The sequence below is a fragment of the Acidovorax sp. genome, assembly GCF_016783915.1.
GTDB lineage: Bacteria > Pseudomonadota > Gammaproteobacteria > Burkholderiales > Burkholderiaceae_C > Acidovorax.
In genome coordinates this window covers 1-19,395 of the sequence record NZ_JADHVT010000086.1, presented here as the reverse complement: position 1 = coordinate 19,395, position 19,395 = coordinate 1, and the positions used below count along the sequence as shown (strand labels likewise).

The window sequence follows — 19,395 nt, the reverse complement described above, 5'->3', positions numbered from 1 at the left end:
AGTTGCTGGACACCAAGCTGCTGGCCACGCTGACCACGCCTGCACTGCTGGAGAAGGCGCTGGCGCTGTGCATCGAACAGGGCCAGCTGCGCCGCCACGCCGAACGCATTCGCACCCGGCTCGATGCCGCGCGTGCGCGCAGCGTCAAGCTCGCCCTGGGGGCGGGCTGTACCTTCGCGGCCGAGCCGGTGGGGTTGTTTGGCTGGGTGGAGACCGGGGTGGACACCGATGCGCTGTCCCAGCGCATGCTGGACGAAGGATATCTGCTGGCGCCCGGTGCGTTGTTCCATGCAGAGCGCAAACCCAGCACGCTCATGCGCATCAACTTCGCCACCACGCAGGAGGCCGCGTTCTGGAAGACCTTTGCTCGCGTGCGCGACGAGCAGGCGAGGTAGATAGCCGGAAGCGGCTCAACTGTGCAGGGCAGGTGCTTCATCGCATTGCCTGCTTGAACTCGCACAAGGTGAAGCCCTGTCTTTTGACACGGGGGCGGGCCCTCTCGGTGCTACTGCGGAACAAGCTCTGCCCGGCCGCTGGGTGCGTGTATCCCGTTGGAGGAAGACGCGGAGCAGTTCTGGCGTGCTTATTTCCTTACCACTTCCAGATCAGACAACACCCGCAGCAACGCGCGATTGACCTCTTCGAGATCCATCTCGAAGGTCTCGCACAGCTGGCGAATGGCGCTGGCGTCGTCCGTCTCCAGCGCGCAGGCCATCTGCAGGCCGCCGGTGTAGGGACCGGTGCGCAGCACGGTGGCGTCGTAGATGCGTTCGGACAGGGGCAGGCGCTTGAGGATGGTGCCGAGCGGCTCGCCCAGCAGCTCGTCGAGCTGGGAGAGCAGGCCGCACAGGTAGATCTCGCGGCGCAGGTCGTTCTCGATGCCTGCATCCAGCAGCCGGGCAGTGAGCTGGGCGCGGATCACCATCGCTTCGCGCACGGGCTGCATGTTGGCCTCGGTACTCGCATGGGGTAGCTGGTCGGACAGCCAGCGCTTGATGGAGCTGTAGCCCATCATCACCAGGCCCCGGCGCAGCGAGTCGATGCCGGTGCGCAGGCCCAGGGCGGCCGAGTTGGTATAGACCATGAAGCGGTAGGCGAGCAGCGGGTCTTCGCCCATGATGTCTTCGAAAGTCTCCAGCGACTGCTCATCGTCGATGGCCTTCATGAGCTTGAAGATCACCGCGTGCGAGGGCTGCTGCGGGTGGTGGCGCAGGCTGTAGAGCACGTCCTCCGTCGGCCACCCAGCCAGCGCCATCGCGTTGCCCTGGTCCAGACAGTGCTCCATGAGGGCCCGGCTGGCGATGTTTTCGTACATCTGGCCGGCCAGCACCGGGCTGGGAGGGCGCTTGGCAGCCGGCGCCAAAGCAGCGGCTGCGGCGCTGCCGGGGCGAGGCGGTGCGGTCTGCAGTGCAGCCACGGCGTCTTCGGGGCGCAGTGTCAGCAGGCTGTTGTCGAAGCAGCGGGCTATTTCGGGTTCCGGCAGCTTGTCCATGTCGCCCCGCCACACCAGGCGCAGCCCGCGTTGGTGCGCGGCCTTCACGCGGTCGTAGATGGCCGAGTCCGACAGCCACTCACCGCGCACCTCGATCCAGGGCGCGGCGCGCGGCGCGTTTTCAAGCAGGTCGCACAGCAGCTGGCGGGTCTGTGCCGAGATCAGCAGCGGCGGCGAGCTGGCCGACCACAGCTCCTGCAGCGTGCGCAGCAGGTGGCCGCCATCGACCGTTGCCGAGGCCTCGTTGTGGGCATACAGCTGGATGCCTGCGAGTTTGCGGGCGCGATTCCACAAAGGGCGATAGCCCAGGATCAGGCTACCTAGGACGGATTGGACCATGTGCTCTCAGGCAAAAAACAGGGCCAGCCAGTGCGCGCGGGATGGGGGGCGCCGCGTTGCACCAACCGGTGCTGAAGCCTGGTGGCACAGGGTGCGATGGGCGCTGCGCCCGAACACCCCCTGCCGCGCAGACTGCTAGCCAATAAAGTTGAACAGCGACAACTTCTGAACCTGTGCATAGGACTTGAGTGCAGCCTCATAACCCACCTGCTGGTTCTGGAAGTCGGAAATGCCCTTGATCATATCGAGATCCTCTGCCCGCGAACGGTCGCCTTCGAGCTGGATGGAGCGCTTTTCCTGGTCGCCGGTGATGCGGTCTGCGCGGTTGAGCAGCTCGCCTGCGTAACTGCGCATGTTGTGTACGCGTTCCAGTCCCACATCGATATTCGCCAGTGCCTGCCCCACGGCCTGGATGGCGCCGTTGTTGTTGGGAGCGTTGCGGATGCCATTGATGGCGCTGTCCAGCGTGCTGAACATGCTCGCGCTGGGCTGCAGGGTGACGGTATCCCCGTTGGCCGGGTTGCCCTTGATGTCGAAGGAAAGTCCTGGAATGCCGGGAACTGAAATGGTGACCGGCTTGTCGCTTGGGTAGTCTGGCACCACCACGGGGGCGGAGACAGCACCCGTGGTGGTGTTGGTGATGGTGTAGGTGGCTGTGCTGGTACCCGTGGTGGCGCCTGGACCCACTGCGCTGAAGGTGAGGGTGTAGTTGTCACCCGTCACCAAGGCTTTGTTGGTGGCCGTGATCGCCGTGGTGGTGAGCTGTCGGCCTACCGGGATGTTGCTGACCCCGGCGGTGTAGACACCGTCGCGGTTGGGGTCGAACATGAAGGCAGAGTCACCGTCGAGCGCACCTGGCACCGTGACGCCATTGCTCGCCGTTTGACCCGGCAAGCCCTGGAAGCTGTAGTCGGGCGAGCTGCTCAGGGGCCCCAGGAACGGCGCCAGCGCACTGCCTAACGCACTTAGCAAAGGGATGCCGTTGGTGTCTTTTCGGTTGGCAACTTCCAGCAGCTGTTCCCGCAAACCCTGGAGTTGGTTGGCCACGGTGGCACGGTCGTTGGGGGTCATGCTGGCGTCGCCCGCACTGACCACCAGCTCCCGAAAGTTCTGGATCAGATTCACTGCGTCGCCCAACGAGGATTCACCCTGCGCAATCGCATTGCGCTGGGTTTCCAATGCGCGCTGTTCGGTCTGGATGCGTGACAGGCGGTTGAGTGCACGCTCGGCCTGCGCGGCCGACACCGGATCATCGCTGGCGCGTACCACGCGTTTGCCCGACGTCAGGTTCTCCTGCAGCGTGGTCAGGCTGGTCTGGCGCGCGCCCAGGTTGCGCAGCGCGTTGTCATACATGTTGGCCGTGCCGACGCGGTAGATGTTTGTGCTCATGTCGAACTCCTCACGCCAGGGGTGGTATTCATCGGCCCAGGCCCTGGATCAGCGAATCAAAAATGTTCTGCGCAATCTGGATCATCTTGGCGGATGCCTGATAGGCCTGCTGGTATTGGATCAGCTTGGCCGCCTCTTCGTCCAGGTTCACACCCGATACTGCCGTGCGGTCGCGCTCCAGGTTGGTGGCGATGGTCGAGGACAGCTGTTCCGCAAACTTGGCGCTTTGGGTGCGTGTGCCTACCTGGGCAATCGCGCTGGCGTAGCCGTCGCTCAAGGTCGATTCGTCGAACATCTTCACATCGCGCAAGCCCATCAGAGCGTTCGCGTTACCTGCGTTGCGGGTATAGGCGTCGCCATACTGCGGGTCCAGGGCGTTGCCGATCACCACGGTGTCGCCCGTCTTGGGGGTGCCCTGCAGCGTGATCTGCCAGCCGTTGATCGAGATGGGCTGGCCCGAGGTGTAGGGCTGCGCAGTCGCCAGCGAGGTGGGCGGCGCGGTCCCGCGGTCGAGCACGTCGTAGGTCGTGGGGGGGCCGGCGGTGAACTGCAACTGGATACCCCCCAGGATGGGCGGAATGGCTGCTGGACTGGCATTGGCCGGCAGCACCAGCCCCGGCGGGTTGGGCAGGCCCGTGGCCTTGAGGCTGCCCAGCTGCATGGTGCCGCCGTTGGCCGTGCCCATGGCGGCGTTGATGGGGTTGGCGGCTGCCAGGTCGCGCGGCGAATACACCAGCGCCTGGATGTTGTTGGCAGCTGTGCTGAACGGCTTGAACAGCATGCGCTCGCCAGGGTTGCCGGGCGTGGTCAGGTTGAAGTTGAGCCCGTCGATCTGCAGCGTGGCCAGGTTGGCTGCATTGGTGAACGGGGTTGATTTGCCGTCGGACAGGCGTACCACCTGCCCGGCCGTGCCCGTGGTGAAGCGAATTTCATAGTCGGACGCAGCAAACTGCGTGGGGCCTGTGAAGGACACTGTGCCCACGCCCGCGCCGTTGGTGTAGCCCGGCATGCTGGTGGGCAGCGCGAACAGGTCTTTGCCCGGCACGCCGTCGAGCGTCAGGCCCAGGTTCTGCTGCTCGTTCATCGTCATGCCGATGGCGAGCGCCATGCGGCCCAGCAGATTGCGCCCTTCGCTCAGGTCCGTGTTCTGAAAGCGCAGCAGGCCCGAGACAGTGCCCCCGCCCAGCAAGTTCTCGTCCAGTTCGACAGGGGTGGCTCCGGGACGATTGAAAAACAGCTTGGACTGGCCGCTGCCCGGGAAGGCCGTCGCATCGTCGAGCGACAGGCTGGTGGCCGTACTGCCCAGCACCAGGGGCTGGCTGCCCGCCACGAACAGGCCCACGGTGCCGTCATCCGCCGGGATCTGGGTGGTCTGCACATACTGGTTGATGTCGCGGATGATCTGGTCGCGCTGGTCCAGCAGGTCGTTCGGGCTCTGGCCGTTGCCGGTGGCGCGGGCGATCTGCTCATTGATGGCCGCCATTTGTGTCGCCAGGCTGTTGATGGCGGTCACGCTGCTTTGCAGCTGTTCCTTGACGGTGTATTCGATCTCGTTGAGCCGGTCGCCCGCCGTGCGCATGCGTGCAGCCGTTTCGTCCAGCCGCGTGAGGACCACCGTGCGTGCCGTGATGTCGGTCGGGCTGCTCACCGCGTCCGAGAACGCGTTCATCATGTCGTTGATGGCGGCGCCCAGGCCCTGGGTGCCGCCGCTGAATACTTCCTGCAACTGGCTCAGGCGCTGTGCACGGATGGCATCGGCCGCCTGGGTCGATCCGGCAGCGGCCGACTGGCGCGTGAGCAGCTCACTCTGGTTGCGCAAGATGGTCTGCACATCCACACCCTGGCCGATGTAGCCGCCGCCCGTGAACTGGCCCTGCACGGTCTGCAGCACCACTGTCTGGCGCGAATATCCGGGCGTGTTGACGTTGGCAATGTTGTGGCCTGCCGTCTGCAGGGCCACCTGGTTGGCGAGCAGTGCGCGGGCGCCGACGTTGAGCAGACTCATGGCTTACCTCGGTTCTTCTCGTCCATCACGCCTGGGCGCGCTGTACGCGCAGCGCACTGTTGATGGCGCCGCTGAGCTTCTTGGCGTAATCAGGGTCGGTGGCGTAACCGGCCTTTTGCAGCTCGGCTGCGTAGGCCACGGCTGAGCCCGTCTTGGCCGTGGCCTGCGCTTTTTCGTAGCGCGGGTTGTCGGTGATGAGCTTGGCGTAGTCGCGGAACGAGTCCTCGTACGAGTCGTAAGCGCGGAACTTGGCAACCACCTTGCGCGGTGTACCGTTGATGTATTCGGTGGTGGTGACCTCTGCCACCTTACCGGTCCAGCCCTTGCCCGCCTTGATGCCGAACAGGTTGAACGAGTTGTCACCGTTGGCGGTCTTGATCTCGCTCTTGCCCCAGCCGGTTTCGTGACCCGCCTGGCCTAGCATGAAGCTGGCAGGAATGCCGCTGTCCTGTGCCACGCGTTCGGCGGTACCACTCAGGTGTTGAACAAAACCCTCGCGGCCTTTGGGAACGGGCAGGGTAGTGTCACTAACCGATGTTTTCGTGGCTGCCGCAGAGCGGGGCTGGGTCTGCTGCAGGCTCAGCGTTGACGGCACCGAAAAGTTGGCATCAGCGCCCCCCATCTGGCGCGAGAGCTGGCGGGCGATGGCTTCTGACAGGCCGCCCTGCAGGCCGGACATGTTGACTGACAGCTGCTGGTCCAGCATGTCCTGGCCCAGGTTGGCCTGCTCACCCTCCATCAGGCCGGACTTCATGGTGGCGTCGCGCATGCTCTTGATGAGTTCGCGCATGAACAGCGATTCAAACTGCTTGGCCGCCTCGCGCGTGACCTGTGAGCTGTTGGCGGTGCCCGCTTCGTACTTGAGGGAGTTGAGCGAGCGGATATCGACTGCCAGCGCGTTCGACGGGCTGGTGGTGCTGGACGAAGGCAGGGTCAGGGCCATGGTCGCTCCCGGTGGATGGTGCGCGCAGCGGCGGCAACAAGGCGGGCCATGTCAGATCACCTCCAGCTCGGCGTTCAGCGCGCCGGCGGCCTTGATGGCCTGCAGGATGGCCAGCAGGTCGCCGGGTGTGGCGCCCAGCGTGTTGAGGGCCTTGACCACGTCTGCCAGCTGCGGCGACGCGGGCATCTGGATCACGTTGCCCGGCTCCTGGTTGATGGTGATGTCGCTCTTTTGCGTGACCACTGTCTGCCCTTGCGAAAACGCATTGGGCTGGCTGACCACGGGTGTGGAGCTGATGGTGATCGAGAGGTTGCCATGGGCGATGGCACAAGGCCCCAGCGTGACCGACTGGTTGAGCACCACCGAGCCCGTGCGGGCGTTGATGACCACCTTGGCGGAGGGCGTGGAGGACTCGAGCGGCAGCTCTTCCAGGTCGGCAATGAAGCCGACGCGGGCGCCGGGGTCGATGGGGGCGCGCACCTGCACCGTGCGGCCATCGAGCGCGGTCGCCAGGCCGTTGCCCAGCTTGGCGTTGATGACCTGAGCCACGCGGCGGGCGGTCTGGAAGTCCGAGGCGTTGAGACCCAGGTTGATCGTGTCGCCTTCGTTGAGCGGGGTGGGCACAGCCCGTTCCACCTGCGCCCCCAGCGGGATACGGCCTGCGCTCAGGTGGTTGATCTGCACCTTGCTGCCACCGGCCGATGCACCTGCGCCGCCCACCACCATGTTGCCTTGGGCCAGTGCATAAATTTCACCATCAGCGCCGCGCAGCGGTGTGACGATGAGTGTGCCGCCCTTGAGGGACTTGGCATTGCCCATGGACGAGACGTTCACATCGATCTGCTGGCCTGGCTGGGCAAAGGCGGGCAGTTGCGCCGTGACGATCACCGCCGCCACGTTCTTGAGCTGCAGCTGCGACGCCGTGCCGGGTGGCAGGCTGATGCCCATCTGCTGCAGGTAGTTGGACATGGCCTGCGTGGTGTAGGGCATCTGCGTCGTCTGGTCGCCGGTGCCATCCAGCCCCACCACCAGGCCGTAGCCGGTTAACTGGTTGCTGCGCACGCCCTGCACCGCCGCCACTTCCTTGATGCGCAAGGCCTGTGCAGGTGTTGCCAGGCCTGCGGCCACCAAGGCCAGCAGCAGCCACAGCACGCGCGCGGTGCGGGGCAGGGGGGAGTGGGACGAGGCTTTCATGGCATCCATTGTGGTGGGCCATGGCCAGAACTAAAACCCAAAAAGAAGCAGGTTCACAGGCTTATTGCAGGGGCCTGGAGCGCGCTTCGGCAAGGTGAGAACGGGCATGGCCCGTGTGCGCCCTGGTGGGTCTTTTTTGAATAAAAGCAGCCGGATGCGCCAGTGCAATATGCACAAATAGCTATTAAATTTATAGCATTTAATGGGGCGCACCCATCCACCCACCCAAAGGGTTGGAGACATGGGCCAGCGCCGATGTCCCGGCGCTCAGGGCGTGGGGACATCGCTGGCGCACAAGGCGGTCAGAACGGCGTGACGGTGTTGAAGAATCGGCCCAGCCAGCCCATGGCCTGGGCTTCGTTCTGCGCGCCGCGTCCGCGCGACTCGACGCGCACGTTGGCGACCTGGGTCGAGTTCACGATGCTGCCGGGCTGCAGCGCGCGTGGGTCCACCGTGCCCGAAAAGCGCAGTACATCCACGTTCTGGTTGACGCCGATCTGCTTCTCGCCAGTGATGACCAGATGGCCGTTGGGCAACACATCGACCACCGTGGCGGTGATGGAGCCGGTGAAGGTGTTGGCGCTTTCGGTGCCACCCTTGCCGGAGAACGCGTTGCCGGAGCTGGCGCCTACCCCTAGCTTGTCGGTGAAGCTGGTACTGGTGAAGGGCAGTGCGGTCACCCCGGCAGATACTTTGGAGTCGCGATCCACCGTAGAGGAGGATTTCTGGCTGGCTGTCACGTTTTCCACGATCTGGATGGTCACGTTGTCGCCCACCAGGCGCGCGCGGCGGTCTTCAAACGCAGGGCGGTAGCTGGCGTTGTGGAACAGCCCGCCCGTCACCGGTGGCGGGGTGCGCGGAGCGGCGGCCAGCGGGGGCGGGGTGGTGGCCAGGATGTCTACCGGCGGAGGTGGCGACAGCGTGGCGCAGCCTGCGCACAACAGTGCTGCGCCCAGCGCGGGGATGCCCGCGCGCAGCGAGCAAAGCGACTGCAGCAGGCGAAGGGAGCGTGTGAAAGTGCGCATGGCGAAGGTCCTGGGCAAAAGCGCGGGGGGTGTTTCGGTCACAGCTGGGCGAGCTTGGCCAGCATCTGGTCCGAGGTCTGGATGGCCTTGGAGTTCATCTCGTAGGCGCGCTGGGTCTGGATCATGGTGACCAGCTCTTCCACCACGTTGACGTTGGAGGCTTCCAGAAACCCTTGCTTGATGATGCCCAGGCCGTTGGTGCCCGGGGTGCCTTGCTGGGGCTGGCCGGAGGCGGCGGATTCCTTGAACAGGTTCTGCCCGATGGGTTCCAGGCCCGCGGGGTTGATGAAGCTGGCCATGGCGAGGTTGCCCACGGTCTGCGGCTGGGTGTTGCCGGGGACCGTGACCGCCACGGCACCTTCGGCACTGATGGTGATGCTGGTGGCGTTGGCCGGGATGGTGATGCCGTTGACCACGGGCAGCCCACTGGACGTGACCATGCGGCCCTGGGCGTCGACCTGGAACGAGCCGTCGCGGGTGTAGCCCACGGTGCCGTCGGGCATGGTCACTTCAAAGAAGCCGTTGCCGTTGATGGCCACGTCCAAGTTGTTCTTGGACTCCTGCAGGCTGCCTTGCATGAAGTTGCGGCTGGTGGCCACGGTGCGCACGCCCAGGCCCAGGTGCAGGCCGGTTGGCAGCTGGTTTTGCTCGGTGGTGTTGGCACCCACCTGGCGCAGGTTCTGGTAAATCAGGTCTTCGAACACCGCGTTGTTGCGCTTGTAGCCGGTGGTGGAGACGTTGGCCAGGTTGTGCGAGATGACATCGAGCTGGGTCTGCTGTGCAGACATGCCGGTCTTGGCGATCCAGAGGGAGTTGATCATGGTGCTTCCTTATGGCGGGTGCGTGCTGGGGACGGCAGCGGCATCAGCCGTTCATGCTCAGCAACTGGCTGGCGGTCTTGTCATTGGTTTCGGCGGTCTGCAGCAGCTTCATCTGCTGCTCGAACTGGCGCGATGCAGCAATCATTCCGACCATGCATTCGACCGGGTTCACGTTCGAGCCCTCCAGCGCGCCCGACAGCATGCGCGCGTTGGCGTCGTTGGGCATGGGGTCGCCCGACGTGGTGCGAAACAGCCCGTCGTCACCCCGCTTGAGCGGGTCCTCGGGGGTGGGCGTGGCCAGCTTGAGGCGTCCAATGGCCTGTGCGGGCTGGCCCGGAATCTTGGACGTCACGGTGCCGTCTGACCCGAGCGACACATCGGCACCGGGTGGGACGTCGATGGGCGCTCCGCCATCCGACAACACGGGCAGACCGGTGGGGGTGAGCAACTGACCCGTGGCCGACACCTCGAAGCTGCCCGCACGGGTGTAGGCCTCGGTGCCATCAAGCCCCTGTACCGCAAACCAGGCATTGCCTGCGGCCATGGCATCGAGGTTGCGGCCGGTGCGTTGCACGGGGCCGGGGGTGTTGACGTAGCCCGAGGTGGCCTCGAGCGCAAACACGCGCGTCTTGGCGCCATCGCCTTGCAGCGGCACCGAGCGGAAGGTGGACATCTCGGCGCGGAACCCGCCGGTGGACACGTTGGCCAGGTTGTTGGACAGCACCGCCTGCCGGTGTGCGGCGGCGTTGGCGCCCGTCATCGAGGTGTAAATGATGCGGTCCATGGGGGCTCTCCGGTGTCCTGGGCGGGTTCAGTAGGGGCTCAGCCGATCAGCGCAGGTTCACCAGGGTGGACATCACCTGGTCTTGCGTCTTGATGGTCTGTGCATTGGCCTGGTAGGCGCGCTGGGCGGTCATCATGTTCACCAGCTCGGCCGTGAGGTCCACGTTGGAGTCTTCGAGGGCGCCCGAGCGCAGCGAGCCAAAACTGCCATCCGTGGCGGTGCCGACGACGGGCTGGCCCGACTCGAACGTGGCCACCCAGTTGTTGCTGCCCACCGAGGCCAGGCCCTGCGTATTGCGGAAGCTCGACAGCGCCAGCTGGCCCTCGGCACGCGTCACGCCGTTGGAATAACGGGTCATGATCATCCCGTTGTTCTCGATGTTGATGCCGGTCAGCTCGCCCGAGGTATAGCCGTCCTGGCTCAGGTTGGACACCGCAAACTTCTTGCCGAACTGCGTCACCTTGTCCAGGCTCACGTCCACGGTATAGGTGGGCAGGTTATTGGGGTTGGGCGGCGTGGGGTTGATGGTGAGCGGCAGCGAAAAGCCCGTGGCGGGTGGCGTGGCCACCGGGCCGGTGATGGCGCCGTTGTTGTCGAACGTGATCTGCCCGATGGGCGTGGCCACCACGGGCGGCACAGCGGTGGGGTCGTCCAGGGCGTCGTACACGTCCCAGGTGTTGTCGGTAGCGGTTTTCTGAAAGTACAGGCTCACCGGTTTGGCCACGCCCTGGCTGTCGAACACGTTGATCGACGTGCCATAGGTCGCACGCGGCGTGGCCGGGATGGGTGGCGTGGCTGCAGGGTCGCCAGCCGCGTCGGTGGCGCGGGCGTCCAGGTTGAAGGCCGCCGTGATCTTGGTGGTCTGCTTGGCGGGAATCGGCTCGGCGGTCGGAAACACCATGGGGATGGGGTCGGTGCCGGTGCGCAGACCGGTGACCGGGTCTACCGGGAAGCCCATCACCTTGGCGTTATCGTTGGTGATCATGTTGCCTTCCTTGTCCAGCTTGAAGTTGCCGGAGCGGGTGTAGGCGGCGGTGCCATCGGGCAGGGTCAGGCTGAAGAACCCGTTGCCGTTGATGGCGACATCCAGGCTGTTGCCGGTGATGGTGAGATTGCCCTGGGTGAACTGCTGCGCCACGGCAGCCACTTCCACGCCGATGCCCGCGTTGGAGCCACCTGCCGAGCCGATGGCCGAGGCCACCATCTCCGCAAACTCGGCCCGCGAGGCCTTGAACCCGACAGTGTTGGAGTTGGCAATGTTGTGCCCGATGACATCGAGGTTCTTGCTGGCGGCGTTCAAGCCGGACAGGCCTTGCTGAAAACTCATGGTGTTCTCCTGTTGACGCGATACGAAGCAGGCTGGTGCTACACCAAGGCCTTGATCTGGCTGTAGTTGATGGTTTTGCCGTTGGACAGGCTGAGCACCAGCTGCCCGTCCTCTGCGCCTGCTGCGGTGACCTTGGCCAGGCTCAGTGCGGTGGAGTCCAGTTTGGTGGAGCCATTGACAGCCGTTACGCGGAACTGCAATGCGTCGGTGGCGCCGGTGTATTTGCTGGCGTCCCAGTCGAAGGCGTGGCGGCCTGCCGCCTTGGCGCCCAGGTCGATGGTGTCCACCACCTGGCCGCCTGCGGTCGTGACCTCGATCTTCACGTTGGTGGCGGCCGAGCCCAGTTCGAAACCGCCCTTGCCGATCTTGTCGGCCACCGCCAGGCTGGAGCCCTCGGTCAGCACACTGCGGCCCACCAGGGCCGTGCCTTGCATGACTTGCAGCGAGTTGAACTGCGCAGCCATGCTCTGCATGGTCTGGTTCAGTTGCTGGATGCCGGTCACGGTGTTGATCTGCGCGATCTGCGAGGTCATCTGGGCGTTGTCCAGGGGGTTCATCGGGTCCTGGTTGTTCAGCTGCGCGACCAGCAGTTTCAAGAAGCGGTCTTGCGCGGCGGCCGGGTCGGTGGACGCGTTGGCCTTGGCGCTGGACGAGTCCGTTACCGTGGGGGCGTTGGTGGCACTGAGAATCATGGTGGTGTCCTTCTTGGAGCAGGCTCTTGCCTTACTGGCCCATCTGCAGGGTCTTGAGGAGCAGCGACTTGGCCGTGTTCATGACCTCGACGTTGTTCTGGTACGAGCGCGAGGCGGAGATCATGTTGACCATCTCCTCGACCGCGTTGACGTTGGAGTGCGTCACATAGCCCTGCTCGTCCGCCGATGGGTGGCTGGGGTCGTGCACGCGGCGGCCGGGCACATTGCTTTCGCTGACACCGCTTACCTTGACGCCTGCGGAGCTGTCGGCCCCCATGGGCGCTGTCTGGAACACCACCTGGCGGGCCTTGTAGGCATTGCCGTCGGGCCCCGCCACAGCATCCACGTTGGCGAGGTTGCTGGCCACCACGTTGAGCCGCTGCGACTGCGCACTGATGGCGCTGCCCGATACATTGAAAATCGAAAACATGGACATGGGGTGGCTCGCTTTCTGCGCTGCAGGGCTGGCTGCTTATTGGCCCTGGATGGCGCTTAGCATGGTTTTGGCGTTGCCGTTGATGAACCGCAGCGTGGCTTCGTAGCGCACTGCGTTGTCCACGAAGTTGGCGCGCTCGCGGTCCAGGTCCACCGAGTTGTTGTCCAGGCTTGGCTGCGTCTGCACGGCATAGCCCAGAGCACCGTGTCGGTCGATGCTGGTGCTGGAATTCACCGTGGGCAGCGGGATGTGGTGTGGATCTGTGGTGCCAGCGGTTCCGTAGGTGCCGCTGGTGGCAAGTCGCGTGACCGCCGCGCCAGGCGCGCCCGTTGCCGAAGAAGTCATGCCCGTGGCCTCGCGCAGCGCGTCGCCAAACTTGAAGTCGCGGGCCACGTAGCCAGGTGTGTCGGCGTTGGCAATGTTGCTGGCGATGGCGCGCTGACGTTCCCCGCGCAGCACCAGGGCGTTGCCGTGAAAATTCAGCTGGTTGGTCATCTTGTCAAGCATGTGTGCCTCACACCGTCGGTTGCAAAGTCGCCAGCCCCAGGGGGCTTTTTGGCGTTGCTCGATTATGGAAACCGCGCCTTTTTTCTAAAGCGCGAAGAAGTGGCAAATGGATGCGCAGTTCCGGGTTTTGCGCCTGGGCCATCTGCCTATAGTTCCAGGGGTGAAATGGCCACTGCCTTCCGTAGCACCTCGTGCGCGGGCAGCCTGCCAGCCGATGCCCAGGAGGCCCCTATGACCGCCCACTTCCTTTTTTCTGACACCAGCACCGACGCCGCGCTGTGCGGCGCCACCCGGCAGACGCTGGTTGTGCGTGCCGGCGACTTGGTGCGTACGTTCTGCCTGGTGGGTGTATTTGCTGTGGCTGCGCTGGGTCCCAGTGGTGTTGCGCACGCCCAGTCGGCGGCAGACCCCGCGGCGGACCTTGGGCCGCTTACCCAGCGCTGGCTGGACGATGCCCTGGCTCGCAATCAGTCCTCTGCGCTGCCGCTGCGTATGGAAGTAAGTGTTGGCTCACTGGATTCACGTCTGCGGCTGGCTCCCTGTGCGCGGGTTGAACCTTATCTGCCCGTAGGTGCCCGCCTGTGGGGCCGCACTCGCCTGGGGCTGCGCTGTGTGGAGGGCGCCACTGCATGGAATGTGTTTTTGCCCGTTACGATCAAAGCGTTTGGCCCGGCATGGGTGCTGACCAACAATGTGGCACCGGGCGCTGTGTTGACCGCCAATGACGCCACCGAGGCCGAAGTGGACTGGGCGGCTGATACCTCTCCCGTATTGGCCAATCCCGACCTGTGGGTGGGCCAGACCGCTGCCCGCCAGCTGGTGGCGGGGCAGGCGGTGCGCCAGGCCATGGTGCGTGCCCCCCTGCTGTTCAAGGCCGGTGCGCAGGTGAAGGTCGTGGCCCAGGGGCCGGGTTATGCGGTCAGTTCTGCGGGCCAGGCGCTGACCGCGGGTTCTGCCGGACAGACTGTGCGTGTGCGCATGGAGAATGGGCGCATTGTCAGTGGGACTGTGAATGATTCTGGGACGGTGGACGTCACTCTGTGATGACGCCCCGGTAATAAATGGCTAAAGTCCGGGCCAGATGGGTCGAAAACATTGCTACTGATGCCCCACATCCAACGGGGTGGTGGAGAGAGCGATGAAGATAGGTCAAACACCGGAACTGCCGGGCGGGTTGCCGCCGACGGGGCTTGCCAAGCAAGCCAAGGCCCCAGCAAGCGCTGCTGAGGGAGCCACTAAAGACGCACTGGTTGCGTCATCCGCCGGTGTGCCTGTCACCGTTTCCACCGCAGCCCGGGCGCTCAGCCCCGCCACCCGCAGCACGGCAGATTTTGATGCTGGGAAGGTCAAGGCCGTGCGCGCAGCCATCGATAAGGGTGAATTTTCGGTAGATGCCGAAGCCATCGCCGACAAGCTGCTGTCCAATGCCCAGGAGATCCTGTCCCGCTCGCGGGGTTGACCGGCATTTTGCTCCGGGGCGCAATCCATCGCACAATGCGCCATGTCTCTGGAAGAATCTCTCTCTGCTGTTGAGCAGCTGATCGAACAAGTCTCCGCCGCACTTCTCGCGGCAGACCCCACCTCCCTGGAAAAACACAGTACGGCCTTGCGTGATGCAGCGGCCGATTTTTCACGTGTGCTGGAGCAGGCGGCCGCGCGTGGGTTGCCTCTGCCGGCGTCGCTGCAAAAGCGCGCGGATGCGATCCGCAGCATGCTGGTCCTGCACCGTGAGAGCCTGGCCCGGCTTGCTGCCAGCACGGACCGTCAGGCCGCCGGCTTGCTGCCTCCCTCCAATGCGGCGGCTACCTATGGCGATGGCCTGGGTACTCGCGGAACCGCGCCGGGCGTAGCGCGCATCTACCGGTCCGCAAGCTGAGCGCCATCCATTGTTCTGAAGGGGTTGTGGGCCAGGTCGCAACAAGCGTCGGCCCGTAACCCTAGGGCCCTGCGCAACGACCTGCGCGGCGCCTGGTGTCCGCCGGTAGGCGCGCTCAGTGCGCGCGCATCTTGGCCCGCAGCCGGGCAATGGACTGGCTGTGCAGCTGGCACACGCGCGACTCGGTGACGCCGAGCACGGCAGCGATCTCCTTGAGGTTCATGTCATGTTCGTAGTACATGCCCATGATGTGCTGCTCGCGTTCGGGCAGGGTTTTGATGGCGTTCACCAGCGACGTCTTGAGCCGCTGATCGCGCAGCAGTTCCACCGGGTCGGCTGCGCTGTCGGCAACGTGGCGGTCCAGAAACCCGTCCTCGTCGTCGTTGCCATGCGTCATGTCTTCCAGGTACACCAGCTGGGTACCACGGACTTTGCCCAGCAGATTCTGGTAGTCCGCCAGGCTCATGCCCATTTCGCCCGCAATTTCCGACTCCAGGGGGCTGCGGCCCAGCTTTTGTTCCAGCCGGTGCACGGCGTGTTCAATGTCTTTCTGGCTCTTGCGCGAGCTGCGGCTCATCCAGTCGCCCTCGCGCAGCTCGTCGAGCATGGCGCCCCGGATGCGCTGGGTGGCAAAGGTTTCAAACTGCACGCCCTGTGCCACTTCGTAGCGCGACAGGGCGTCGGCCAGGCCCATCATGCCGACCTGGATCAGGTCATCCAGCTCGACATTGGGAGGCAGCTTGGCGATCATGTGGTGCGCAATCCTCCGGACCAGCGGTACATGCTGGCGGATCATGGCATCGCGATCAAGCTGGCCTTTGGCGGTGTACATAGAGAGGGTGTTATGCACTGGTAGGGCGGGTATGCGATCTTGTTCTGGAGCCGCTTTGGGGTGACATTGCCCGATTTTTTTCCGCCTCCCGGAGCCAGCAACTTGCCAGACCGTGGGGAGCGTTTCGGGTCAACGTGGGTGCGTAGAGGTGCATCACAGGCTCTGGTCAGTGGCTCCGGACAAAATGCGCAGGAATGCCTGTCAAGTTGCTGGGTGTCAGCGCAGCCAGCGCTCCGTTCATAGTGCCCGCATTTTCCAGCAGTTGCAAGGCCAGGCGCTGCAGCTCTTGGGGGTTCTGCGTGGCAATGGTGGTGGTCCGTATGGGGCCGCCCAGATGGCGTTCGGCACAGGCCTGCAGCGTCATCAGTTGGGATTGGGCCTTGCGGCGTTCGGCCGCAGTGTTGCTGTGCAGCAAGGCGGCCACCATGCACGGCAACCCGGTGTGCAGGGCAATTTGCTTGAGGCTCTTGTAGCTGGTCATCACGCCTGCTGCGCCACTGCCCATGACCACCAGCGGCACCGTGGCCGTGTGGGTGAGAAGGGGCCCCAGGGTGGAAGCTGGCGCGTGAATCACCATGAGGCCGTAGGTCCTGAAGCAGGGCAGCAAGCTCTCCATGGGCGAGCGTGTGCTGCCGCTGGCCTTGCGGCTCAGGTGCTGCAGCCCCTTGGCCGCAGGAATCACGGCGAGGGAGGATGCGGTAGCGCCCAGGTTCAGGCTGGCGCCATCATTCCACGTGGCATGTTGCAGCAGGTGCAGCAGCCCCGGGCTGTCGTCGGATTCCTGCGCTGTGCCGTCGAGCACCACCACCGGATAGCCCAGCCGCTGCAGGCTGGCGCAGATTTGCCATAGCGTTTCCAGGCCGCTCGCCGTGTTGCCCTGGCTGGCGACCGCCAGCAGCCGCAGCTCTGCCTGCGGGGTGAGGCTGTGCAGGCTGGCCGCCTGGTGAAAACCCAGATCAAGCATCGACCAGCCCCCCCTCCGTCACGGTGTCAGGAGAATGCGAGAAGAAGAAGTTCAGGTCCGTGGCCTTGGGATCGAAAGCCGACTTGGCCGGCGACCGCATGGAGGCGCTGATGAGCTGGTGGGCGTTGGCACGCTCCCAGTCCTCGGGCACGCGCTGGCCGTTGGTCACGCCGCGCAGCACCATTTGGTGGCGGATCAGCGCGTCGATGGCGGGGCCCAGCTTCACGGCTTCGTCCACCTTGGACAGGATGGCCTGCTGCGAGCCGTCGGTTTTGAAGGCGGTCAGCACGTCATCCAGCGTGTCGCCATGGCAGCCGGCGTTGAGCACCAGCAGGCGATTCACATGGGGCAGGTCCAGCACATCCAGCATGTCGCGCTTGCGGGGGTCGCGGGGGGCCACGCCGGTGGTGTCGATCAACACCATTTTCTTGCCGCTGAGCAGGCCCAGCAGGTCTTGCAGCGCGGCGCGGTCGTGCGCCAGGTGGGCCACGATGCCCAGCATGCGTCCGTAAGTGCGCAGTTGTTCGTGCGCGCCCACACGGTAGGTGTCCAGCGTGATCAGCCCCACACTGCCAGGGCCGTGGATGCGGGCGCACATGGCAGCCAGCTTGGCGGTGGTGGTGGTCTTGCCCACACCCGTAGAGCCCACCATGGCGAAGATGCCGCCCTGTTCATAAAGGGGTGGATCGGTCTGGTCGGTCTTGAGGTTGCGTTCCAGCACCTCCATCAGCCAGCGCACCGATTCGCCCGCCGACAGGTCTTCGGGCATGCGTTCGAGCACGGCGCGGGCCAGCGATGGGGAGTATCCAGCACGGATCATCTTGAGCATCAGGTTGGACTGGATCGGGTTCTGGCGCGCCTGCCCCAGCCAGGCCAGCGTGTTGAAGCGGTCTTCGATCAGCTCTTTCATCGCGTGAAGCTCGTTCATCACGCTCTGCTGGTTGTTCGACTGGATCAGGTGGGCGCTGGGAGCTTCCTGTCGACGGCGCGGTGGCTCGGGCGGGATGTCCATCGGGATGGTGCGCAGCGGGTTGTGGCGCGCCACCGAGGGCGCGGGCATGCGTTCACGTTCTGGTTCCTGGTCGCGGCTGCGTTCAGACAGTGTCTGGGGTTCGGGACCATTCAGTGCCTCGTGGCGGCGGCGCAGCATGCGTTCGCGCACATAGTCCTGGAACGACAGCGTGCTCATGGCCAGCTGTTCGGTGTCTTCTTCGACCGGGTTGCGGCCCAGGCCCGACGCTGCTGCCGATTGGCTGGCGCGCTGTGGGGTGCTGCGCGCGGTACTGGGCGCCAGCAGGGGCGGGTTGGACGAAGCGGTGGGCGCACCACCGTCCAGAGCCGACAGCGTGTCCTCGGCCGTGGCCACCACTTCCACGCCGTTGGCCGTGGGGCGGTTGGACAGGATCAGCGTGCCGTCGCCAAAGGCCATGCGCGCCTTGGCCAGAGCCTCCCGGGAGGTGGGGGCGGTAAAGCGTTTGATGTTCATGCTGATGCACCTTTAAGGATCGGCCCAATACGGATGGTGTGGGTCTCTGGAATTTCACTGTGTGCCAGCACCTGCAGGCGGGGCGCTACGCGGCGCACCAGGCGGGAGATGGCGTTGCGGATCTGGTCGGGAACCAGCAGGCAGGCGGGCAGGCCCATCTCTTCCTGCTTGAGGGCCACTTCGGCGGCCTTTTGTGTGAGGATGTCGGCCACGCCGGGGTCGAGCGCGGGGCCTGCCGTGTTGCCCAGGGCTTGCACCAGCAGGCGCTCCAGGCCGGGCTCGATGGCAATGACGTTGAGCTCGCGGGTGGGGCCGTAGATCTGCTGGACGATGGCGGGCGAGAGCGCAATGCGCACGCGGCGGGCCAGCTCGACGGGGTCCGAGACGCCACCAGCATGCTCGGCCAGCGTTTCGATGATGGTGCGGATATCGCGGATGTGCACAGACTCTTCCAGCAGCAGCTGGAGGACCTTCTGGAACGTTGCGATGGAGACCATTTTCGGAACCACTTCTTCGATGAGCTTGGGGGCCAGCTTGGCCACGTGTTCCACCAGCTGCTGCGTTTCTGTGCGACTGAGGAGCTTGGCGGCTTGCACTTGCATCAAGTGTGACAAATGGGTGGCCATCACGGTTTCGGAATCAACGACGGTAAAACCCGCCATTTGTGCGGCTTCCTTTTGCCGATCGTCGATCCAGTGTGCTGGCAGGCCAAAGGCGGGGTCTGTAGTGGCTGTACCGATCAGTGGTGTGGTGATGCCGCCGGGGTTGATGGCTAGAAACATGCCGGGGAAGGCCTCGCCCTCGCCCACCACCACGCCACGCAGCGTGATGCGGTAGCCGCTGGGCTTGAGTTCGAGGTTGTCGCGCACATGCACGGCGGGGGGCAGGAAGCCCACTTCCTGTGCAAACTTGCGGCGCACGCCCTTGATGCGGGTGAGCAGGTCGCCTTGGCGGCTCTTGTCCACCAGGCTGATCAGGCGGTAGCCCAACTCCAGGCCCAGCAGATCCACGGGCTGCAGGTCATCCCAGGTGGCTTCGCCGTCGGTGACAGGGGCGGGCGGCGCTTCGACCACCGGGGGTACCTTCTGCCGTTCGTACATCACCCAGGCGCCGTAGCCCAGCAGGCTGCCCATCGTCAGGAACACCACGTGCGGCATGCCCGGGATCAAGCCGAGCAGAATCAGGATGCCGGCCGTCACGCCCAGCACACGTGGCGACATGAACAGCTGCTGCACGATCTGGCGACCCATGTCGTGGTCCTTGCCCACGCGCGAGATCACCAT

19 protein-coding genes and 1 pseudogene are annotated in these 19,395 nt (G+C 64.8%); 4 read left to right on the top strand and 16 right to left on the bottom strand.

Annotated features, from left to right (window positions below; all coding sequences use genetic code 11):
• Nucleotides 1-395: pseudogene (locus tag ISS20_RS15535) on the top strand (PLP-dependent aminotransferase family protein); the annotation flags it as partial.
• Between the two features lie 188 nt (nucleotides 396-583).
• Here ISS20_RS15535 and ISS20_RS15530 read toward each other — a convergent pair.
• From ISS20_RS15530 to flgB, 12 genes are all read right to left on the bottom strand, one after another.
• Nucleotides 584-1,831, bottom strand: a complete 1,248-nt coding sequence (locus ISS20_RS15530) for an HDOD domain-containing protein (protein ID WP_291437930.1) — start codon at nucleotides 1,829-1,831, stop codon at nucleotides 584-586.
• Between the two features lie 135 nt (nucleotides 1,832-1,966).
• Nucleotides 1,967-3,220: a flagellar hook-associated protein FlgL gene (flgL, locus tag ISS20_RS15525; protein WP_291437929.1), complete on the bottom strand. Its 1,254-nt coding sequence runs from the start codon at nucleotides 3,218-3,220 to the stop codon at nucleotides 1,967-1,969.
• A gap of 28 nt (nucleotides 3,221-3,248) precedes the next feature.
• On the bottom strand, nucleotides 3,249-5,225 hold the full coding sequence (flgK, locus tag ISS20_RS15520) for a flagellar hook-associated protein FlgK (protein WP_291437928.1): 1,977 nt from the start codon (nucleotides 5,223-5,225) through the stop codon (nucleotides 3,249-3,251).
• A gap of 25 nt (nucleotides 5,226-5,250) precedes the next feature.
• Nucleotides 5,251-6,168: a flagellar assembly peptidoglycan hydrolase FlgJ gene (gene flgJ, locus ISS20_RS15515; RefSeq protein ID WP_291437927.1), complete on the bottom strand. Its 918-nt coding sequence runs from the start codon at nucleotides 6,166-6,168 to the stop codon at nucleotides 5,251-5,253.
• Nucleotides 6,169-6,219: 51 nt separating this feature from the next.
• Nucleotides 6,220-7,362, bottom strand: a complete 1,143-nt coding sequence (locus tag ISS20_RS15510) for a flagellar basal body P-ring protein FlgI (RefSeq protein WP_291437926.1) — start codon at nucleotides 7,360-7,362, stop codon at nucleotides 6,220-6,222.
• A gap of 302 nt (nucleotides 7,363-7,664) precedes the next feature.
• Nucleotides 7,665-8,387 (bottom strand): flagellar basal body L-ring protein FlgH, encoded by a 723-nt coding sequence (locus ISS20_RS15505; RefSeq protein ID WP_291437925.1) that lies wholly within the window; start codon nucleotides 8,385-8,387, stop codon nucleotides 7,665-7,667.
• Between the two features lie 38 nt (nucleotides 8,388-8,425).
• The gene (gene flgG / locus ISS20_RS15500) at nucleotides 8,426-9,208 is read right to left on the bottom strand and encodes a flagellar basal-body rod protein FlgG (protein ID WP_110961860.1); all 783 of its coding nucleotides are present in this window, start codon (nucleotides 9,206-9,208) and stop codon (nucleotides 8,426-8,428) included.
• A 43-nt stretch (nucleotides 9,209-9,251) separates the two neighbouring features.
• Entirely contained in the window at nucleotides 9,252-9,992 is a 741-nt protein-coding gene (flgF, locus tag ISS20_RS15495; RefSeq protein WP_015015835.1) for a flagellar basal-body rod protein FlgF, read from the bottom strand.
• Nucleotides 9,993-10,038: 46 nt separating this feature from the next.
• A complete protein-coding gene (gene flgE / locus ISS20_RS15490; RefSeq protein WP_291437924.1) occupies nucleotides 10,039-11,319 on the bottom strand; it encodes a flagellar hook protein FlgE in 1,281 nt (426 codons plus the stop codon).
• 38 nt (nucleotides 11,320-11,357) lie between these two features.
• Entirely contained in the window at nucleotides 11,358-12,011 is a 654-nt protein-coding gene (locus tag ISS20_RS15485) for a flagellar hook capping FlgD N-terminal domain-containing protein (RefSeq protein ID WP_291437923.1), read from the bottom strand.
• 31 nt (nucleotides 12,012-12,042) lie between these two features.
• Nucleotides 12,043-12,447 (bottom strand): flagellar basal body rod protein FlgC, encoded by a 405-nt coding sequence (gene flgC, locus ISS20_RS15480; protein ID WP_291437922.1) that lies wholly within the window; start codon nucleotides 12,445-12,447, stop codon nucleotides 12,043-12,045.
• A gap of 36 nt (nucleotides 12,448-12,483) precedes the next feature.
• The gene (gene flgB / locus ISS20_RS15475; protein ID WP_291437921.1) at nucleotides 12,484-12,954 is read right to left on the bottom strand and encodes a flagellar basal body rod protein FlgB; all 471 of its coding nucleotides are present in this window, start codon (nucleotides 12,952-12,954) and stop codon (nucleotides 12,484-12,486) included.
• Between the two features lie 231 nt (nucleotides 12,955-13,185).
• On the opposite strand from flgB, the gene flgA reads away from it, so the two are divergent.
• The 3 genes from flgA to ISS20_RS15460 all read left to right on the top strand — a co-directional run bounded on the left by flgA (nucleotide 13,186) and on the right by ISS20_RS15460 (nucleotide 14,830).
• Complete coding sequence (gene flgA / locus ISS20_RS15470) at nucleotides 13,186-13,998, top strand: flagellar basal body P-ring formation chaperone FlgA (RefSeq protein ID WP_291437920.1); 813 nt, start codon at nucleotides 13,186-13,188, stop codon at nucleotides 13,996-13,998.
• Between the two features lie 94 nt (nucleotides 13,999-14,092).
• Complete coding sequence (flgM, locus tag ISS20_RS15465; protein WP_291437919.1) at nucleotides 14,093-14,413, top strand: flagellar biosynthesis anti-sigma factor FlgM; 321 nt, start codon at nucleotides 14,093-14,095, stop codon at nucleotides 14,411-14,413.
• 42 nt (nucleotides 14,414-14,455) lie between these two features.
• Nucleotides 14,456-14,830 (top strand): hypothetical protein, encoded by a 375-nt coding sequence (locus ISS20_RS15460; protein ID WP_291437918.1) that lies wholly within the window; start codon nucleotides 14,456-14,458, stop codon nucleotides 14,828-14,830.
• Between the two features lie 115 nt (nucleotides 14,831-14,945).
• Here the strand turns inward: ISS20_RS15460 and ISS20_RS15455 are convergent, their stop codons facing one another.
• The 4 genes from ISS20_RS15455 to ISS20_RS15440 form a co-directional block, all read right to left on the bottom strand.
• The gene (locus tag ISS20_RS15455; RefSeq protein ID WP_291437917.1) at nucleotides 14,946-15,662 is read right to left on the bottom strand and encodes an RNA polymerase sigma factor FliA; all 717 of its coding nucleotides are present in this window, start codon (nucleotides 15,660-15,662) and stop codon (nucleotides 14,946-14,948) included.
• Between the two features lie 166 nt (nucleotides 15,663-15,828).
• Nucleotides 15,829-16,626, bottom strand: a complete 798-nt coding sequence (locus ISS20_RS15450) for a hypothetical protein (protein WP_291437916.1) — start codon at nucleotides 16,624-16,626, stop codon at nucleotides 15,829-15,831.
• The gene (gene flhF / locus ISS20_RS15445; protein ID WP_291437915.1) at nucleotides 16,619-18,112 is read right to left on the bottom strand and encodes a flagellar biosynthesis protein FlhF; all 1,494 of its coding nucleotides are present in this window, start codon (nucleotides 18,110-18,112) and stop codon (nucleotides 16,619-16,621) included. The genes ISS20_RS15450 and flhF overlap by 8 nt, the downstream gene beginning before the upstream one ends.
• Nucleotides 18,109-19,395: FHIPEP family type III secretion protein (locus ISS20_RS15440; protein ID WP_291437914.1), on the bottom strand; the 1,287-nt coding region annotated here is incomplete at its 5' end. The genes flhF and ISS20_RS15440, both read right to left, overlap by 4 nt.

What these genes read in the sequence shown, in the direction of transcription:
- flgM (WP_291437919.1), top strand. Translation starts at nt 14,093, where the DNA reads ATGAAGATAGGTCAAACACCGGAACTGCCGGGCGGGTTGCCGCCGACG.
- flgJ (WP_291437927.1), bottom strand. Translation starts at nt 6,168, where the DNA reads ATGGCCCTGACCCTGCCTTCGTCCAGCACCACCAGCCCGTCGAACGCG.
- ISS20_RS15460 (WP_291437918.1), top strand. Translation starts at nt 14,456, where the DNA reads ATGTCTCTGGAAGAATCTCTCTCTGCTGTTGAGCAGCTGATCGAACAA.
- ISS20_RS15530 (WP_291437930.1), bottom strand. Translation starts at nt 1,831, where the DNA reads ATGGTCCAATCCGTCCTAGGTAGCCTGATCCTGGGCTATCGCCCTTTG.
- flhF (WP_291437915.1), bottom strand. Translation starts at nt 18,112, where the DNA reads ATGAACATCAAACGCTTTACCGCCCCCACCTCCCGGGAGGCTCTGGCC.
- flgC (WP_291437922.1), bottom strand. Translation starts at nt 12,447, where the DNA reads ATGTCCATGTTTTCGATTTTCAATGTATCGGGCAGCGCCATCAGTGCG.
- ISS20_RS15485 (WP_291437923.1), bottom strand. Translation starts at nt 12,011, where the DNA reads ATGATTCTCAGTGCCACCAACGCCCCCACGGTAACGGACTCGTCCAGC.
- ISS20_RS15455 (WP_291437917.1), bottom strand. Translation starts at nt 15,662, where the DNA reads ATGTACACCGCCAAAGGCCAGCTTGATCGCGATGCCATGATCCGCCAG.
- flgG (WP_110961860.1), bottom strand. Translation starts at nt 9,208, where the DNA reads ATGATCAACTCCCTCTGGATCGCCAAGACCGGCATGTCTGCACAGCAG.
- ISS20_RS15450 (WP_291437916.1), bottom strand. Translation starts at nt 16,626, where the DNA reads ATGCTTGATCTGGGTTTTCACCAGGCGGCCAGCCTGCACAGCCTCACC.
- ISS20_RS15510 (WP_291437926.1), bottom strand. Translation starts at nt 7,362, where the DNA reads ATGAAAGCCTCGTCCCACTCCCCCCTGCCCCGCACCGCGCGCGTGCTG.
- flgA (WP_291437920.1), top strand. Translation starts at nt 13,186, where the DNA reads ATGACCGCCCACTTCCTTTTTTCTGACACCAGCACCGACGCCGCGCTG.
- flgK (WP_291437928.1), bottom strand. Translation starts at nt 5,225, where the DNA reads ATGAGTCTGCTCAACGTCGGCGCCCGCGCACTGCTCGCCAACCAGGTG.
- flgL (WP_291437929.1), bottom strand. Translation starts at nt 3,220, where the DNA reads ATGAGCACAAACATCTACCGCGTCGGCACGGCCAACATGTATGACAAC.
- flgE (WP_291437924.1), bottom strand. Translation starts at nt 11,319, where the DNA reads ATGAGTTTTCAGCAAGGCCTGTCCGGCTTGAACGCCGCCAGCAAGAAC.
- flgB (WP_291437921.1), bottom strand. Translation starts at nt 12,954, where the DNA reads ATGCTTGACAAGATGACCAACCAGCTGAATTTTCACGGCAACGCCCTG.
- flgF (WP_015015835.1), bottom strand. Translation starts at nt 9,992, where the DNA reads ATGGACCGCATCATTTACACCTCGATGACGGGCGCCAACGCCGCCGCA.
- ISS20_RS15505 (WP_291437925.1), bottom strand. Translation starts at nt 8,387, where the DNA reads ATGCGCACTTTCACACGCTCCCTTCGCCTGCTGCAGTCGCTTTGCTCG.